We start from the raw sequence: 16,674 nt of genomic DNA, 5'->3' as shown, positions 1-16,674 counted from the left end.
AGACACACATGCAATGGGAAGTCGTGATCGGGCTGGAGATTCATACCCAGCTCACCACCCAGTCGAAGATTTTCTCCGGTAGCTCCACCGCCTTCGGTGCCGAGCCCAACACCCAGGCCAGCCTGATCGACCTGGGCATGCCCGGCGTGCTGCCGGTGCTGAACCAGGAAGCCGTGCGCATGGCCGTGATGTTCGGCCTGGCCATCGATGCCGAGATCGGCCAGCACAACGTGTTCGCCCGCAAGAACTACTTCTACCCGGACCTGCCCAAGGGCTACCAGATCAGCCAGATGGAGTTGCCGATCGTCGGCAAGGGCCACCTGGACATCCCCCTGGAAGACGGCACGGTAAAACGCGTCGGGATCACCCGCGCGCACCTGGAAGAAGACGCCGGCAAGAGCCTGCACGAAGAATTCAGCGGTGCCACCGGCATCGACCTGAACCGTGCCGGTACGCCGCTGCTGGAAATCGTTTCCGAGCCTGACATGCGCAGCGCCAAGGAAGCCGTGGCCTACGTCAAGTCGATCCACGCCCTGGTGCGCTACCTGGGCATCTGCGATGGCAACATGGCCGAAGGCTCCCTGCGTTGCGACTGCAACGTCTCGATCCGTCCCAAGGGCCAGGCCGAGTTCGGCACTCGCTGCGAAATCAAGAACGTCAACTCGTTCCGTTTCATCGAGAAGGCGATCAACAGCGAGATCCGTCGCCAGATCGAACTGATCGAGGACGGCGGCAAGGTGATCCAGCAGACTCGCCTGTACGACCCGAACAAGGACGAGACCCGTCCGATGCGCAGCAAGGAAGAAGCCAACGACTACCGTTACTTCCCCGACCCGGACCTGCTGCCCGTGGTCATCGAGGACAGCTTCCTCGACCAGGTACGCGCCACCCTGCCGGAACTGCCGCCGCAGAAACGCGAGCGCTTCCAGGAGCAGTTCGGCCTCTCGGTCTACGACGCCAGCGTGCTGGCCACCAGCCGTGAGCAAGCCGACTACTTCGAGCAGGTCGCCCGCATCGCCGGCGACGCCAAGCTCGCAGCCAACTGGGTCATGGTTGAGCTGGGCAGCCTGCTGAACAAGCAGGGCCTGGAAATCGACCAGGCACCGGTATCGGCCGAACAGCTGGGCGGCATGCTCCTGCGGATCAAGGACAACACCATCTCCGGCAAGATCGCCAAGACCGTATTCGAAGCCATGGCCAATGGTGAAGGCAGCGCCGATGAGATCATCGACAAGCGCGGCCTCAAGCAAGTCACCGACAGCGGCGCGATCTCCGCGGTGCTGGACGAAATGCTCGCAGCCAACGCCGAGCAGGTCGAACAATACCGCGCTGCCGATGAGGCCAAGCGCGGCAAGATGTTCGGTTTCTTCGTCGGCCAGGCGATGAAGGCGTCCAAGGGCAAGGCCAACCCGCAACAGGTCAACGAACTGCTGAAAAGCAAGCTCGAAGGCTGATTGCAACCCAACCAGAAGGCGCCCTCCGCAGGCGCCTTCCTGGTGATGGGGAGGCCCGCTCTCGTCCGCTCCCAGGGCCACCGCCAACCGTCCACGCACTCCTTTCAGGAACGCATTCGCCGGTTTGCGGTCAGCCAGACAGACGACGAGAGCAACCGCGCTCTCTGCATCGACCATCGGAGCCAATGAATGAAGCGTCTGGTAACCACTAGCGCCCTGCTCGCTCTGCTCTGCGGCTGTGCCAGCAACCACCTCATCGACCCTCGGGGTTATGACGAAACCGGCACTGCCTCCTATTACGGCGCCCGCCATCACGGCAAGCGCACCGCCAGCGGCGAAGCCTTCGACCAGAACGGCCTCACCGCGGCCCACCGCGAGCTGCCGTTCGGCACTCGGGTGCAAGTCACCAACCTGGGCAACGACCAGAGCGTCGTGGTTCGCATCAACGACCGTGGCCCCCATACCCGCGGCCGCCTGATCGACCTGTCCCGCGCCGCCGCCCAACAACTGGGCATGCTGCGCAGCGGTACCGCAAAAGTACGCGTCCAAGCCCTCAGCGACTGACCCACGGAGCCTGCGCCATTACCGCCTTCGCCGAACTGCCCCTGCTCAGCCTGATCCAGCTCATCTGCGGCCTGGTGCTGCTGATCGCCGGTGCCGAGCTGCTGGTACGCGCCGCCATACGCCTGGCCGCGCGCCTGCATGTGCGTCCGCTGATCATCGGCCTGAGCATCGTTGCCGTCGGCAGCAGCGCGCCACAGATGGCCATCAGCCTGCAAGCGACCCTGGCCGACAACACCGACATCGCCGTGGGCAGCGTGATTGGCAGCAACATCTTCAACATCCTGGTGACCCTTGGCCTCTCGGCCCTGATCATCCCCCTGCGGGTGTCCCGGCAACTGGTGCGCCTGGACATCCCGCTGATGATCGGCGCCAGCCTGCTGGTCTATGTCCTGGCCTACAACGAACACCTCACGCCAGCCGACGGCCTGATCCTGCTGGCGGCCCTGGCGCTGTACCTGGTGCTGCTGTTGCGCCAGTCCAAGCACGCTCAGCGCCCTCACTCCCCCGCCCCTGCCGGCCAGCGCAGCTTCTTGCCCCGGTTCAGCAGCATGCTCCTGGTGCTCCTCGGCCTGGGGCTGCTGGTTCTGGCCGGGCATCTGCTGCTGGGAGCCGCGGTCACCGTGGCCGACGACCTGGGGCTGTCGGAGCGGGTCATGGGGCTGACGGTGATAGCCGTCAGTACTTCGCTGCCGCAACTGGCCACCTCGCTGCTGGCCGCCTTGCGTGGCCAGCGAGAGATTGCCGTGGGCAACATTATCGGCAGCAACCTGTTCAACCTGCTGGGGGTGCTGGGCTTCACCGCCCTGATGGCGCCGACACCGCTCTCGGTCTCGCCCAATGCCCTGGACTTCGATCTGCCGGTGATGCTCGGCGTCGCGGTATTGTGCCTGCCGGTGTTCTATTCGGGGTACCGCGTGACCCGCGCCGAGGGCCTGCTGTTTCTCGGCCTGTACCTGGCCTATGGACTGCACGTGGTGTCCTTCACCACCGGCATGCCCCTGGCGGGCAAGCTGGAACACTTGATGCTGTTTTTCGTCCTGCCAGCGCTGGTGGCGTTTCTGCTGTTCAGTTCGCTACGGGCCTGGCGCCGCCAACACAAGAGAGAAACGCCATGAGCGAGAACAAGCAAAGCGGAGTGCAGATGCGTCGTCAGGTGATGGGCGACGCGTTTGTCGATCGTGCCCTGGACAACGCCACCGAATTCACCCAGCCATTGCAGGACTTCGTCAATGAACATGCCTGGGGCGGGGTGTGGAACCGTGAAGGCCTGCCACTGAAAACCCGCAGCCTGATCACCCTCGCGGCCCTGACGGCGCTGAAATGCCCCCAGGAGCTGAAAGGCCACGTGCGCGGCGCCTTGAACAACGGTTGCAGCGTGGAGGAAATTCGCGAGGCACTGCTGCATTGCGCGGTGTATGCCGGCGTGCCGGCGGCCATCGATGCGTTCCGCGCAGCCCAGGAAGTGATTGACGCCTATCAGCCGCCGCAATGAACAGCCTGCGGTTCCTGCCCCACGGCGCAGGAACCGCTCGGCCGGCGCGCGGCCTTAGATCCAGCCGCCCCACTGCAACAGGAAGATCCCGATATTGGTGGTCAGCGCCGCCATCACCGTGGTGATGACGATGATCGCCGCCGCCAACTCATGATTGCCATTGGCCGCCCGGGCCATGACAAAGCTTGCCGCCGCGGTAGGGCTACCGAAATACAGGAACAGGATCCCCAACTCCGCTCCGCGAAACCCGCACAACCACGCGCCAAAGGTCGCCAGCGCTGGCAGGCTGACCATCTTCAGCAAACTCGAACTCATCGCCAACTCGCCACTGTTGCGCAAGGCCGCAATGGATAAAGTGCCGCCAATGCAGATCAGGGCCAGGGGCAGGGTCATTTGCGCCAGGTACTTGCCCGAGGTCTCCAGCCAGCCGGGCAGGCCGATCTGCCAATAGGCGAACGGCCCCGCGACCAGCACGCTGACAATCAGCGGATTGCTGATCACGCTCTTGAAGATACTCCAGGGATCGGACTTGATCACCGGGCTGTAGACCGCCAGGACGATGGTCGACAAGGTATTGTAAAAGAGGATGACCAGGGCCGCGAGCACCGCCCCCAGGGAGATGCCGTAGTCGCCGTACATGCTCGCCGCCAGGGCCAGGCCGATGATCGCGTTATTGCCGCGAAACGCCCCCTGGGTGTAGATCCCGCGATCGGCTTGCGGGCAACGCCAGATGGCCCAGGCCCAGGCCAGGGCAAAACACGCCAGGGTCGCCACGGAGAAATAGATCAGCACACCAGGCTTCAACGAAGAGTGCAGATCCGCATGCACGATCCCCAGAAACAGCAGGGCCGGCATGGTGACGTTGAACACCAGTGCCGAGGCGGTGTGGATAAAGTTGTCGTTGATCCACCCTACCCGCTTGAGCAGCAGCCCAAGAAACAGCATGGCGAAGACGGGCGCGGTGATCGTCAGCGTCTCGAAGAAAATGGCCAGCATGCGCGAATGAATCCAGAGCCTGTCGTTAGGGCGCTAATGATAATCCAATCCACAGGCTACCGCCTGATCTTGCTTGGCCCGGGAGGCCGCTTGCCCAAGGCTTGCGGTTGCGACTCCGGGCGGCCTCCTGGCCCGGCGAAGCAAGCCGGATTCGCTGCTGCGCAAACACCTTTCGCGACACTGGTTACAGGAACAGATCATTCCCCTCTTGACGGCGCAAAGTCTTCATCTATTATCGATAGCAACTGTATATATATACAGTTAAATCCACAGTATCCCCATGACATATCAAGGAGCTAGAAATGTCAGGACTCTCTGCACACAAGCAACAACCGCAGCATGCCGGCAAGATCATTGCCGACCTGGACCGCCTGTTCAGCGAACAGGGCATTGCCATCTCGGGCGATGGCGACACCCTGGTGCTGGTCGCCGACGGCCATCACACCATCAAGTACCACCGCCCGGAGGGCCTGCCCCGCGCCGTGCAAAAAGCCGCTGGGCCACAACTGCGTTTCGAGGGTGGCGAACACACCGCCATCGGTGACAGCACCCTGCTGCGCTTCGTCAAGGATGCACCGGCCATTCCCGCCTGGCAGGTCGAACTGCACCTGCCCAACGGCCTGGCCCTGACCTATGGCCAGGTGGTTGCCCTGGGCGGCGATTTCTACGGCATTCCCGACCAGCCGATCTGCGAGGGCGCGACACCGGTCGAGCGCGTGCAACGCTTTAGCGCGGCTTTCAATTCCCTTGCCGTGCTGCCAGCGGCCAAAGACGAAGCCCGGCAGATCCTCGCCGTGATGCAGAAGGAAATCCTCGCCGCCAACCAGGCGATCCGCGACGGCAAGCAACCTCACGAAGCCTATGACGCCCTGGGCGACACCTTGTCCGAAGAGTGGAACAAGATCACCGGCGGGGGCAGCCTGGTCTCCGCCCTGTTCCCACTGGGCCGCTACCTGAAGCTCGCGGCCAACAACGCCGACCACTTTGGCGAATGGGCACTGGCCGCCTACATCGCCGGGCACACGGCAGCCCTGCAGCAAGCGGTACTGGCGGGCAAGAGTGCCGACGACAAGCAACTGGAACTGGCCTACGCGATGAACGCCTTCGCCGACCACTTCCTCACGGACCTGTTTTCCGCGGGCCATGTGCGTGTACCGCGCAAACAGCTGGCAGCGGTGGTCACTCCCAGCGACCTGGGTTCGCTGATCACCCGTTTCATGCACGACGAAGACAGCAAGTTCGGGCTCGACGTCAGCAACGCCCAGGGCGAACGCTGGCATGCCTATGGCGACAAGCGCTACTTCGACAGCGTCGACCATCGCAATCGCCAGCAAGTGAAGCTTGCCGTGCAGAGCTCGGCAGACGAAGTCTTTGCCAGCTACCTGAGCGGCAGCCTCCCGGCTCCGGGCAGCTATGCAGCACTGAAAGCGTTGCCGGACCTGAATGCCGCGAAAACCGGCAACTTTTCACCGCTGTTCGTGATGAGTGGCAACAAGGTGCTGCGCCGCAGCGACGTCAACAACCTCAACGACAGCAAGACCATCGACAACTGGTGGGGTTGGAGCACCTACCTGCTGCTGCAGAACTACAGCCCGAACAAGCCGGCGGGCTACCTGGAGACCCCCAGCGCTGTACCCGTGGTGCTGGCCGACGGCTGGCAAAGCCACACCCCCAGTGAGCCCAACTGGCTGCCGGGTCATGGCGTGCGTTATGCGCTGAGCGAAACCAACGGCCTGAACGAGTCCTACATTGGTCCCTGGTCAGCCTATGTGGAACTGAGCGACAGCTTCCAGCCGACCCTGGCAATCCCAGCCGGCACCAGCAACAGCAGCGCCACCGGGCGCAATGTGTTCCGCCAGTTCCGCGGCGGCTCGCCGGAGCTGATCGGCTCCATCGACAAGAACGCCAACCGTTTCATCGACAGCAACGCCTGACAAGGAGATCACCATGGCTATCAACCTGAAACTGCAACTGGCCTCGGGCCAATCCCTCAAGGACGCACCTCTGGAGCTGTTGCTCAATGGCGCCCCCATTGCCCGGGCTCGCGTGGATGAGCAAGGCAATGTGGCCTTCAACGCCAAGCCGGGGAGCGGCCAGCTGGCCGTGAGGGTAGATCGCACGATCCTGCATACGTCCTGATCCAGGCCTACCCGCCCCTGTTGCAGGCGCCGGATGGCCCGCAAGCGGGCCACCTCGTACCCTCCTGCAATCTAGTGCTGTACCTGTTCCCTGGCGCACCGTTGCGCAAGCCCTAGGCAAACGCCTGCGAGCACAGGTCAGGCAACAGCCTGTGGCGGCCTGAGCGAAGCTATCACTCAGGCCGTCAGGCCCTGATCCACCAGATGCCCCTGGTCGATACGGATATGCCGCGGGTGGAAACGCTTGAGGCTGCTGCGATGGCCGACGCTGACGATGCTCAAGCCCGGCAACTGGTCGATCAGTGCCTGGTACAAGGTCGCTTCATCTTCCTCATCCATGGCCGAAGTGGCCTCGTCCATATACAGCCATTGCGGCGCATAGAGCAGTGCCCGGGCAAACGCCAGGCGCTGCTGCTCGCCTGGAGACAGCATGCGCTGCCAGTGATTGTGCTCATCCAGGCGTGCTACCAGATGGGGCAGGCGGCAGGTTTCCAGGACCTGCTCGTAGCGCTCCTGGGGGTAGCTGTCGCCGGACTGTGGATAACTCAAGGCTTCACGCAGGCTGCCAATGGGCAGGTACGGCTTTTGCGGCAAGAACAGGTAACGCTGGGCCGGCAACAGGATGCTCCCCTGCCCGGCAGGCCACAGCCGCCCCATCGCCCGCAGCAAGGTGCTCTTGCCACTGCCGGAGCGGCCACTGAGCATCAGGCGCTCGCCAGGGTTCACGGTCATCTGCGCCCCGGCCAGCAAATGACGGCCATCCGCCAGATCCAGGCCCAGGTCACGCACCTGCAATTGCTCCCCCTGATGCTGCACATCAATGGCCGGCGGACGCTCCTCGTTGTCGCTCATGGCCTGGCGAAAACTCAGCAGGCGGTCACAGGTGGCGCGCCAGGCCGCCAGGTCCGAATAGGCGCTGATGAACCAGCTGAAGTTCTCCTGGACGTTGCCGAAGGCCGAGTTGATCTGCATCAGCTCGCCCAGCTCGATCTTGCCGGCGAAATAACGGGGCGCCGCAACGATGAAGGGAAAGATGATCGCGATCTGGCCATAACCGGCGGTGAAAAAGGTCAGGCGCTTGGACACCTTCATGATGTCCCAGAAGTTGTGCCAGACCTTGCCGAAACGACTGCTCAAGCGCTGGTTCTCGTTTTTCTCGCCGTCGTACAGCGCGATGCTTTCGGCGTTCTCGCGGACCCGCACCATGGAGAAACGCAGATCGGCCTCGAAGCGCTGTTGCTGGTTGTTCAGGCCGATCAGGCGGCGGCCGATGAGATGGGTCAGCCAGCTGCCGACGGCGGCATACACCAGCGCGCACCAGAACATGTAGCCGGGAATGGTGTAGCCGAGTACCTCGATGCTGCCCGACACGCCCCAGAGAATGATCGAGAACGACACCAGGCTGACCACGTTGCGAATCAGCCCCAGGCCCAGGGACAGGGTATTGCTGGTGAAACTGTTGAGGTCTTCGGAAATCCGCTGGTCCGGGTTGTCGGTGTAGCCGCCCTGCTCCAGCTGGTAGTAGTTCTTGTTGCCCAGCCAACGGGCAAAGTGCTTCTCGGTCAGCCAGGCCCGCCAGCGGATGGTCAGCATCTGGGTCAGGTACAGGCGGTACACCGCCCCCAGGATCGCTACCGCGGCAATGCCGCAGAAATACAGGATCAGATGCCAGAACGCCGCTTCGTCCTTCTTCTGCAAGGCGTTGTAGAAGTCCTTGTACCAGCTGTTGATCCACACCGAGATCGCCACGCTGAACAGCGACAGGCCAATCACGGCAATCAGCAGCAGCCAGGCCTTGCCCTTCTCTTCACTGCGCCAGTAGGGCGTGGTCATGGCCCAGACCCGGCGAAAGAATTGCCCGCGCACAGCATCGTTGACCGCAGAGTATTCAGCGTTCTGATTCATCGTTGAGGCTCGATTGGGAGAGGGCAAGCGTTGAGCCGATCATAGTAGATCGGCACGCTTTTTCACGACGTCCAGCGGACATTCGTTCAGTCGCGATTCAGCGACGGACCGGACGTTTCTGCAATTTGCGCTGCAAAGTGCGGCGATGCATGCCCAGGGCCCGGGCAGTGGCGGAGATGTTGCCTTCGTGCTCGGTCAGCACGCGCTGGATGTGCTCCCACTGCAGACGGTCCACGGACATCGGGTTTTCCGGCACCAGGGTGTCCAGGTCGGCGTGTTCGGAAAGCAGCGCGGCCAGCACGTCATCGGCGTCCGCCGGCTTGCACAGGTAGTTGCAGGCACCGCGCTTGATCGCCTCCACCGCAGTGGCGATGCTCGAGTAGCCGGTGAGGATCAGCACGCGCATTTCCGGGTCCAGCTCCAGCAGCTTGGGCAGCAGCACCAGGCCGGAGTCGCCGTCCATCTTCAGGTCCAGTGCCGCGTAGTCCGGCAGATCCTGCTGGGCGATGGTCAGGCCTTCCTCGGCAGAACCTGCGGTACTGACACGAAAGCCACGGCGGCTCATGGCACGGGCCATCACGCGGGTAAAGGTAGCGTCATCATCCACCAGCAACAGATGCGGCAGTTCCTCGCCTTCGACTTGGATCTCTTCACTCATGGTCGTCTCCTCGGGCCGCACGGGGCAGGCGCAGCTCGGTGAGCGTGCCGCCTTCCTCGTGACTGTAGAGTTTCACTGAGCCGCCAGCACGGGTCACGCTGGCCTTGCTCAAAAACAGGCCCAGGCCGAAGCCTTTGCCCTTGGTGGTAAAAAACGGTTTGCCGATCTGCTCGGCGATAGCCAAGGGTACTCCGGGGCCGTGGTCACGAATACTGATGGTGATATTTTCCATGTCCCAGTCCAGGCGCACTTCCAGGCCCTCGGGGCAGGCATCGGCTGCATTGTTCAACAGGTTGAGCAGGGCCTGGGTCAAATCTGGCGGTGGCGCCAGGCGTGGTATCGGCCCTTCGCCCAGCAGGTGGAAGCGATAGCTGGCCTCGGGACGCATCAGGTGCCAGCGATTCAAGGCCTCGTCCAGCCACTGGGTGACGTCCTGCATGTCTACTGCCAGACGCCGATTGGCCTCAGCGGCGCGCACCAGTTGCTGCAGGGTTTCCTTGCACAGCTTGACCTGGTCCTGAAGCACGCTGAGGTCATCCTGCAACAGCGGATCGGAATGGTCCTGGCGCATTTCCTTGAGCAGCACGCTCATGGTTGCCAGCGGCGTGCCCAGTTCATGGGCAGCGCCGGCGGCCTGGGTTGCCACGGCCAGCAGTTGCTGGTCGCGCAGCCCTTCTTCGCGGCGAATCGCCCGCAGTTCTTCCTGGCGGCGCAGCTCTTCGGCCATGCGCGCAGCAAAGAAGGTGATCACTGCGGCGGCCAGGGCAAAACTCAGCCACATGCCATAGACCTGCAGGTTCTCCCGGGCGATGGGGAAGGTCTGCAAGGGGTAGAAGCGCGCCAGCAACAGGGTATAGAGGGTCAGGGCAATTCCCGACAGGACCACCGAGTAGCGCCAGGGCAAGGTCACCGCGGCAATGGTCAGGGGCACCAGGTAATAGGAGACGAAGGGGTTGGTGGAACCGCCGGAGAAATACAGCAGTACGCTGTGGATAAACAGGTCACAAGCCAATTGCAGGGCATATTCCAGCTCCGTCACCGGCCATGAGGTACGCAGGCGAATGGCGGTGAAGGCGCAGAGCACCGTAGAGAAGATCAGCGTGATGGCAAGCTGCAGCCAGGGCAGCGGCAGCAGGTCCAGCCAATAGGCGATCCCCACCGAACCGGCCTGGGCAGCCAGCACCAGGGTGCGGATGAAGGTCAGGCGCCAGAGGTTCTGACGGGTCGCGGACAGCAATTTTACGGGGGCGAGCATGAGCTCTCCTGATGAGCGCTCCAGGGCAATCGCCGGGAGTATAACCAAGCAGCCCCCGGCACAGGCAAAACTGCGGCAAAGCGCCACAGGAAAAGCTGCGGCAAGCGGCTGGTTTTAAGCTACAAGCTTCAAGCCTTGAAGCAAGAGAGGGCTGATGTGTATCAAAGTTGTAATGGGCTGCAACGAGGAATAAAAGCTAGAGTCTTATCGCTCACGCAGGCGCGAACCTTAGGCTTGCAGATCGCACTCAAGGAGTTTCCATGCAGCAATTCAGTCGTAGCGTCGCCCTTCTCGCCCTCAGCGTCGGCACTCTCACCAGCCTGCCCGCCCTGGCCGCCGATGAACTGCACTACAACCAGATTTCCCTGCGCGCTGAAGTCAGCCAGGAAGTGGCACGCGACCTGATGATCGTGACCCTCTACAGCGAGTCGCAGAACACCGACCCGGCCAAGCTGGCCGCCGAAGTCACCACCACCATGAACAAGGCCCTGGGCCAGGCACGCCAGGTCAAGGACGTGACCCTGCGCCAGGGCAGCCGCAACAGCTACCCGATCTACGACGGCAAGGGCCAGAAGATCACCGGCTGGCGCGAACGTGCCGAGCTGCGCCTGGAAAGTGCCGATTTTGCCGCCCTGTCCAAACTCACCGGCGAGCTGCTGACGGACCTGAAAATGGGCGGCATGGACTTCGCCATCGCCGATCCGACCCGCAAGGCCAGCGAAGACGCACTGCTCAAGGATGCGGTCAAGGCGTTCAAGGCCCGCGCGCAGCTGGCCACCGAGGCCCTGGGCGGCAAGGGCTACAAGATCGTCAACCTGAACCTCAACAGCAACGGTTATCCACAGCCCTACCTGCGTGCGCCGATGATGATGAAAGCCGCCAGCATGGATTCGGCGCCGGTAACCCCGGAAGTGGAAGCCGGCACCAGCCAGGTCAGCATGACGGCCGATGGCGCCATCGAAGTGTTGATGCCATAAAGTTTTCCCAGCCTCCCCCAACGGCGGTAACCTTCAGCATGAAGCTGAGGTTACCGCCGTTTTTCGTTACCAACCATTTCACCCCAAACCGGGGAGCTCAGCGCCGCAGGCATGAGTTCGCTGCATCGGTGATGCTAAAGTGACGAACCTTGGTATTGCACCTGCCAGGCGTCATTGACGTCCGTTGGGTTAACAACTCCTTTCCTATAAGAGTCTCTTCAATGACCGCAGACCGCATCGGCGAACGCCTGCGCCGCTATCGTCGCGCCGCCAAGAAAACCCTGCGCCAGATTGCCAGTGAATCCGGCCTTACCGCCAGTTTCCTCTCCCAGGCCGAGCGCAATCTCACCGGTGTTTCTATCTCTTCTTTGGTCAATATCGCCAAGTCCCTGAACGTTCCGCTAAACGCCCTGTTCGACCAGCCGACCCAGGTACAACCCGACTCCCACGACGGCAAGCGAGTGCGCTACACCATCGAAGGCCAGCCACTGGCCTACGAGCGACTGTCCAGTTCCTTTCCTGGCAACCTGATCAACGCGGTGAAGATGAACATCTCCGTGGGCTACCAATCGGAACTGATTTCCCACGACGGTTCGGAGTTCTCCTACGTCCTTTCGGGACAGATCATCTACACCATCGAGGGCCGCCAATACCCCCTCGGCGCCGGCGACTCGGTGCACTTCGACGCCACCAAGCAGCATTGCCTGGCCAACGTCGGCAACGGTCCGGCGGAAGTCCTGACCGTTACGACCATGGGCCTGTTCGATGACCATTCGGCGGCCTGAGCCCACCCCATGAAAGCCTGACTGACCTCGATGACAAGCCTTTGCGCAAGGAGAAATGTTAGTCACGCTTAATTTTCGTTGACCCTGATTTCAGCATGACTTAATTTCGGCATCGGCGAATCGACAACCAAGAACACAAAAAGCGATCGCCGTCGCCGCACAGGGTCCATGGGGCTGCATCCACTCCCCATGAATAGGCGAGTTGCCATGGCCCACAAGGCCAATCCTCAGGTATGCCCTAGAAAAAGAAGAAATGAGGTTTGCATGCGTAAGACCTTTTCGCTTCAGGTTTGGCAGACAGCTGGTCTGATCCTCGGCACCCCGCGATCACGCGCCACCAGCAACCTCCACGCCGGCGCTTTCACTGCGTACCGCGACGCCAACGTCGCCGACGATATGCTGTTTCCCCGCCAACGCCAGCCCACACCCGGGCATTCGTTGCCTACGCTCTGTGCATCCCAGTCGCCCTGCTTTACTCGGCCAGGCAATTACGCCAGCCCTGTGCGCAAGGAAAGCAAGGCCGTGCAACGCCCGCAGACACCGCCGGCCAGCGCCAGCAGCGGCGCACCAGCGGGCAGCACTGCGGTCGCGGCGCGCCTCCTAACAGGGCGGCAAATGCAGCATAAAAACCCTGCGCAAACGGTCAAATGCGTCAAAATTTATACAAATGCGTCATTCTTGTACGTCCGTTCCACTCTTTGAGACTTGTGTCGGCCCTGCATCTTGCATTGGGTATGGGGCCTGCATAAGTATCGATGGGTCGACTCACAAGGTCGCCCTCTACACCAAAAATGACAACAAATCATGAGGCCACCATGTTCAAACAAGCAGTCCTTCCGTTTTTAGTCAGCGCCGGCCTACTCGCCAGCGCACCCTTCGCCCAAGCGGCGACTAACCTGGTGTTCTGCTCTGAAGGGAGCCCAGCCGGTTTCGACCCTGGCCAGTACACCACCGGAACCGACTTCGACGCCTCAGCCGAAACCCTCTACAACCGCCTGAGCCAGTTCGAACGTGGCGGCACCGCAGTGATTCCAGGCCTGGCCACCAGCTGGGACATCTCGGACGACGGTCTGAGCTACACCTTCCACCTGCGTGAAGGCGTCAAGTTCCACACCACGCCGTACTTCACCCCGACTCGTACCTTCAACGCCGACGACGTGCTGTTCACCTTCAATCGCATGATCGACAAGGACACCCCCTTCCGTAAGGCGTACCCCACCGAATTCCCGTACTTCACCGACATGGGGATGGACACCAACATCACCAAGGTGGAGAAAGTCGACGACAAGACCGTCAAGTTCACCCTGAAGACCGTGGACGCTGCGTTCATCCAGAACCTGGCCATGAGCTTCGCCTCGATCCAGTCCGCCGAGTACGCCGACAAGCTGCTCAAGGAAGGCAAGGCCAGCGACATCAACCAGAAGCCGATCGGCACTGGCCCCTTCGTGTTCAAGAGCTACCAGAAAGACTCGAACATCCGCTACACCGGCAACAAGGACTACTGGAAGCCTGAAGACGTGAAGATCGACAACCTGATCTTCGCCATCACCACCGACCCCTCGGTGCGCATCCAGAAGCTGAAGAAGAACGAATGCCAGGTCACCCTCTTCCCGCGTCCGGCCGACCTCAAGGCCCTCAAGGAAGACAAGACCCTGAAGATGCCTGAACAGGCAGGCTTCAACCTCGGCTACATCGCCTACAACGTGATGCCGGTGCTCAAGGGCCGCACCGACGCCAACCCGCTGGCCGACCTCAAGGTGCGCCAGGCGCTGGACATGGCGGTGAACAAGCCGCAGATCATCGATTCGGTGTACCAGGGCGCCGGCCAGCTGGCGGTCAACGCCATGCCGCCGACCCAGTGGTCCTACGACACCACCATCAAGGATGCCAAGTACGACCCCGAGAAAGCCAAGCAACTGCTCAAGGAAGCCGGCATCAAGGAAGGCACCCAGATCACCCTGTGGGCCATGCCGGTACAGCGTCCGTACAACCCGAACGCCAAGCTGATGGCCGAAATGCTGCAGTCCGACTGGGCCAAGATCGGCCTCAAGGTGAACATCGTCAGCTACGAGTGGGGCGAGTACATCAAGCGTTCCAAGGGCGGTGAGAACCAGGCGATGATCATCGGCTGGAGCGGCGACAACGGTGACCCCGACAACTGGCTCGGCACCCTGTTCGGCTGCGACGCCATGAATGGCAACAACTTCTCGAAATGGTGCGACAAGCCTTACGACGCGCTGATCAAGCAAGCCAAGTCCACCTCGGACGTGGCCAAACGCACCGAGCTGTACAAGCAGGCGCAACACATCCTCAAAGATGCAGTCCCGATGACACCTATCGCACACTCGACGGTGTTCCAACCCATGCGCGCCAACGTGCAGGACTTCAAGATCAGCCCCTTTGGCTTGAACTCCTTCTACGGCGTGAGCATCGGCAAATAAGGTTATGCAACGGCGGCGTCCCTGACGTCGCCGTTGTTTGACCGGCCCGCGCCGGAAGAATCCGCCCGCATTTTCGAAACACCGTCCTTCAGTACGGGGGTTACCGAGTTTAGGGCCGATTCCTACAAGGCTTTCAGGTTCAACGCATGTACGGCCCAGCCCTCGATCCCTAGGGTCGACGTGAGGCAAACCTGCGTCTGCCGGCGGGCATTTGCTGCAAGCCATGGGTTGGCATCAGTGACCTGTTCAGGTTCCAGGAAGGAGCCATGGTCCATTGATCATCACAATAAAAATGGAGAAGGAGCGTCATGCGTCATTCCCTGATTTTCTCGGCCCTGCTGGGCACTGGCCTGCTGGCCGCCAGTTCGTTCAGTGCCGCCGCAGACCGTAGCCTGGTGTTCTGTTCCGAAGGCAGCCCGGCAGGCTTCGATACCGCGCAATACACCACCGCCACCGACAACGATGCAGCCGAGCCGCTGTACAACCGCCTGGTGGAGTTCGAAAAGGGCGCGACCAATGTGGTGCCCGCCCTGGCCAAGAGCTGGGACATTTCCGAGGACGGCCTCCAGTACAGCTTCCACCTGCGCGAAGGAGTGAAGTTCCACAGCACGGCGTATTTCAAGCCGAGCCGCGACCTCAACGCCGACGATGTGCTGTTCACCTTCAACCGCATGCTCGATGCCGAACACCCGTTCCGTAAGGCCTACCCGACGGAGTTCCCCTATTTCACCGGCATGAGCCTGAACAAGAACATCGCCAAGGTGGAGAAGACCGGGCCGCTGACCGTGATCATGACCCTGAACAGCGTGGACGCCGCGTTCATCCAGAACTTGGCCATGAGTTTCGCCGCCATCCTCTCCGCCGAGTACGCCGAGCAACTGCTCGCGGCCGGCACCCCCAGCCAGATCAACCAGAAACCCGTCGGCACCGGGCCGTTCGTGTTCCAGCGCTACCAGAAAGACTCGCAGATTCGCTACACCGCCAACAAACACTACTGGGACCCGAGCCGGGTCAAGCTTGACCGGCTGATCTTCGCCATCAATACCGACGCCTCGGTGCGCGTGCAGAAGCTGCGCGCCGGCGAATGCCAGGTGACCCTGCACCCACGCCCCGCGGACATCGACGCGCTGAAGAGCGACGCAAAGCTGCAGGTCATCGAGAAACCCGGCTTCAACCTCGGCTACATCGCCTACAACGTGCAGCACAAACCCTTCGACCGCCTCGAAGTGCGCCAGGCCCTGGACATGGCGGTGAACAAAGCCAGCATCCTCAACGCCGTCTACCAGGGCGCCGGCCAGTTGGCGGTCAACGCCATGCCGCCGACCCAGTGGTCCTACGACGAAACCATCAAGGATGCCCCCTACAACCCGGAAAAAGCCCGTGAGCTGCTCAAGGCCGCCGGAGTCAAGGAAGGCACGCAGATCACCCTCTGGGCGATGCCCGTACAACGCCCGTACAACCCCAATGCCAAGCTGATGGCCGAGATGCTGCAGTCTGACTGGGCGAAGATCGGCCTCAAGGTGAAGATCGTCAGCTACGAATGGGGCGAGTACATCAAGCGCACCAAGAACGGCGAGCACGACATCAGCCTGATCGGCTGGACCGGCGACAACGGTGACCCCGACAACTGGCTCGGCACCCTGTACAGCTGCGACGCCATCGGTGGCAACAACTACTCCATGTGGTGCGACCCGCAGTACGACAAGCTGGTCAAGCAGGCCAAGGCCGTCACCGACATTGGGCAGCGCACCGCGCTCTACCAGCAGGCCCAGCAATTGCTCAAGCAGCAAGTGCCGATCACCCCCGTGGCCCACTCGACAATCAACCAGCCGTTGAGCGCGAAAGTCGAAGGTTTCAAGGTCAGCCCCTTCGGCCGCAACAACTTCTCGGGTGTCAGCCTAGCCCCATAACCGTGAGCAAAAACCCTGAGGGCGATTTTCGCCCTCACGCAGACGCTTTGCCTGAATTTGGTGAACAAGCCCCATGCAAACGTTTGCGATGCCTTGAAT

Annotated in this window: 15 protein-coding genes; 11 read left to right on the top strand and 4 right to left on the bottom strand. The window is 61.8% G+C overall.

Annotation, left to right across the window (positions count from 1 at the left end):
- Window positions 1-8: 8 nt before the first annotated feature.
- From gatB to ACZ5BO_RS05815, 4 genes are all read left to right on the top strand, one after another.
- Window positions 9-1,454, top strand: coding sequence for an Asp-tRNA(Asn)/Glu-tRNA(Gln) amidotransferase subunit GatB (gene gatB / locus ACZ5BO_RS05830; RefSeq protein ID WP_464698700.1), 1,446 nt, complete (start codon window positions 9-11; stop codon window positions 1,452-1,454).
- A gap of 189 nt (window positions 1,455-1,643) precedes the next feature.
- Window positions 1,644-2,018 (top strand): septal ring lytic transglycosylase RlpA family protein, encoded by a 375-nt coding sequence (locus ACZ5BO_RS05825; RefSeq protein ID WP_025132010.1) that lies wholly within the window; start codon window positions 1,644-1,646, stop codon window positions 2,016-2,018.
- Window positions 2,019-2,068: 50 nt separating this feature from the next.
- Window positions 2,069-3,133, top strand: a complete 1,065-nt coding sequence (locus tag ACZ5BO_RS05820) for a calcium/sodium antiporter (protein WP_464701192.1) — start codon at window positions 2,069-2,071, stop codon at window positions 3,131-3,133.
- A complete protein-coding gene (locus ACZ5BO_RS05815) occupies window positions 3,130-3,510 on the top strand; it encodes a carboxymuconolactone decarboxylase family protein (RefSeq protein WP_464698698.1) in 381 nt (126 codons plus the stop codon). Before ACZ5BO_RS05820 ends, ACZ5BO_RS05815 begins: the two co-directional genes overlap by 4 nt.
- 54 nt (window positions 3,511-3,564) lie before the next feature.
- Here the strand turns inward: ACZ5BO_RS05815 and ACZ5BO_RS05810 are convergent, their stop codons facing one another.
- Window positions 3,565-4,506 carry an AEC family transporter gene (locus tag ACZ5BO_RS05810; protein WP_025132013.1) on the bottom strand — a complete coding sequence of 314 codons (942 nt, stop codon included), beginning with the start codon at window positions 4,504-4,506 and terminating at the stop codon, window positions 3,565-3,567.
- A 302-nt stretch (window positions 4,507-4,808) separates the two neighbouring features.
- On the opposite strand from ACZ5BO_RS05810, the gene ACZ5BO_RS05805 reads away from it, so the two are divergent.
- Together ACZ5BO_RS05805 and ACZ5BO_RS05800 are read left to right on the top strand one after the other, a co-directional pair.
- Complete coding sequence (locus ACZ5BO_RS05805) at window positions 4,809-6,440, top strand: phospholipase (protein ID WP_464698696.1); 1,632 nt, start codon at window positions 4,809-4,811, stop codon at window positions 6,438-6,440.
- Between the two features lie 13 nt (window positions 6,441-6,453).
- Window positions 6,454-6,645, top strand: coding sequence for a hypothetical protein (locus ACZ5BO_RS05800; RefSeq protein ID WP_025132015.1), 192 nt, complete (start codon window positions 6,454-6,456; stop codon window positions 6,643-6,645).
- A 176-nt stretch (window positions 6,646-6,821) separates the two neighbouring features.
- Here ACZ5BO_RS05800 and ACZ5BO_RS05795 read toward each other — a convergent pair whose 3' ends face one another.
- The 3 genes from ACZ5BO_RS05795 to ACZ5BO_RS05785 all read right to left on the bottom strand — a co-directional run bounded on the left by ACZ5BO_RS05795 (window position 6,822) and on the right by ACZ5BO_RS05785 (window position 10,462).
- Window positions 6,822-8,549 carry an ABC transporter ATP-binding protein/permease gene (locus ACZ5BO_RS05795; protein ID WP_025132016.1) on the bottom strand — a complete coding sequence of 576 codons (1,728 nt, stop codon included), beginning with the start codon at window positions 8,547-8,549 and terminating at the stop codon, window positions 6,822-6,824.
- 97 nt (window positions 8,550-8,646) lie between these two features.
- Complete coding sequence (locus tag ACZ5BO_RS05790) at window positions 8,647-9,207, bottom strand: response regulator transcription factor (protein ID WP_025132017.1); 561 nt, start codon at window positions 9,205-9,207, stop codon at window positions 8,647-8,649.
- Entirely contained in the window at window positions 9,200-10,462 is a 1,263-nt protein-coding gene (locus ACZ5BO_RS05785) for an ATP-binding protein (RefSeq protein WP_464698693.1), read from the bottom strand. The genes ACZ5BO_RS05790 and ACZ5BO_RS05785 overlap by 8 nt, the downstream gene beginning before the upstream one ends.
- 260 nt (window positions 10,463-10,722) lie before the next feature.
- On the opposite strand from ACZ5BO_RS05785, the gene ACZ5BO_RS05780 reads away from it, so the two are divergent.
- From ACZ5BO_RS05780 to ACZ5BO_RS05760, 5 genes are all read left to right on the top strand, one after another.
- Window positions 10,723-11,439 carry an SIMPL domain-containing protein gene (locus ACZ5BO_RS05780; RefSeq protein ID WP_025132019.1) on the top strand — a complete coding sequence of 239 codons (717 nt, stop codon included), beginning with the start codon at window positions 10,723-10,725 and terminating at the stop codon, window positions 11,437-11,439.
- A gap of 221 nt (window positions 11,440-11,660) precedes the next feature.
- On the top strand, window positions 11,661-12,224 hold the full coding sequence (locus ACZ5BO_RS05775; protein ID WP_025132020.1) for a helix-turn-helix domain-containing protein: 564 nt from the start codon (window positions 11,661-11,663) through the stop codon (window positions 12,222-12,224).
- Between the two features lie 264 nt (window positions 12,225-12,488).
- On the top strand, window positions 12,489-12,926 hold the full coding sequence (locus ACZ5BO_RS05770) for a hypothetical protein (RefSeq protein ID WP_464698691.1): 438 nt from the start codon (window positions 12,489-12,491) through the stop codon (window positions 12,924-12,926).
- Window positions 12,927-13,039: 113 nt separating this feature from the next.
- Window positions 13,040-14,665, top strand: coding sequence for an ABC transporter substrate-binding protein (locus ACZ5BO_RS05765; protein WP_025132021.1), 1,626 nt, complete (start codon window positions 13,040-13,042; stop codon window positions 14,663-14,665).
- A gap of 308 nt (window positions 14,666-14,973) precedes the next feature.
- Window positions 14,974-16,575: an ABC transporter substrate-binding protein gene (locus ACZ5BO_RS05760; protein ID WP_464698689.1), complete on the top strand. Its 1,602-nt coding sequence runs from the start codon at window positions 14,974-14,976 to the stop codon at window positions 16,573-16,575.
- Window positions 16,576-16,674: the final 99 nt, after the last annotated feature.

It is taken from the genome of Pseudomonas sp. FFPRI_1 (assembly GCF_055384485.1).
The sequence above is the reverse complement of the archived record's forward strand: the minus strand, read 5'-3'. Positions and strand labels throughout refer to the sequence as shown.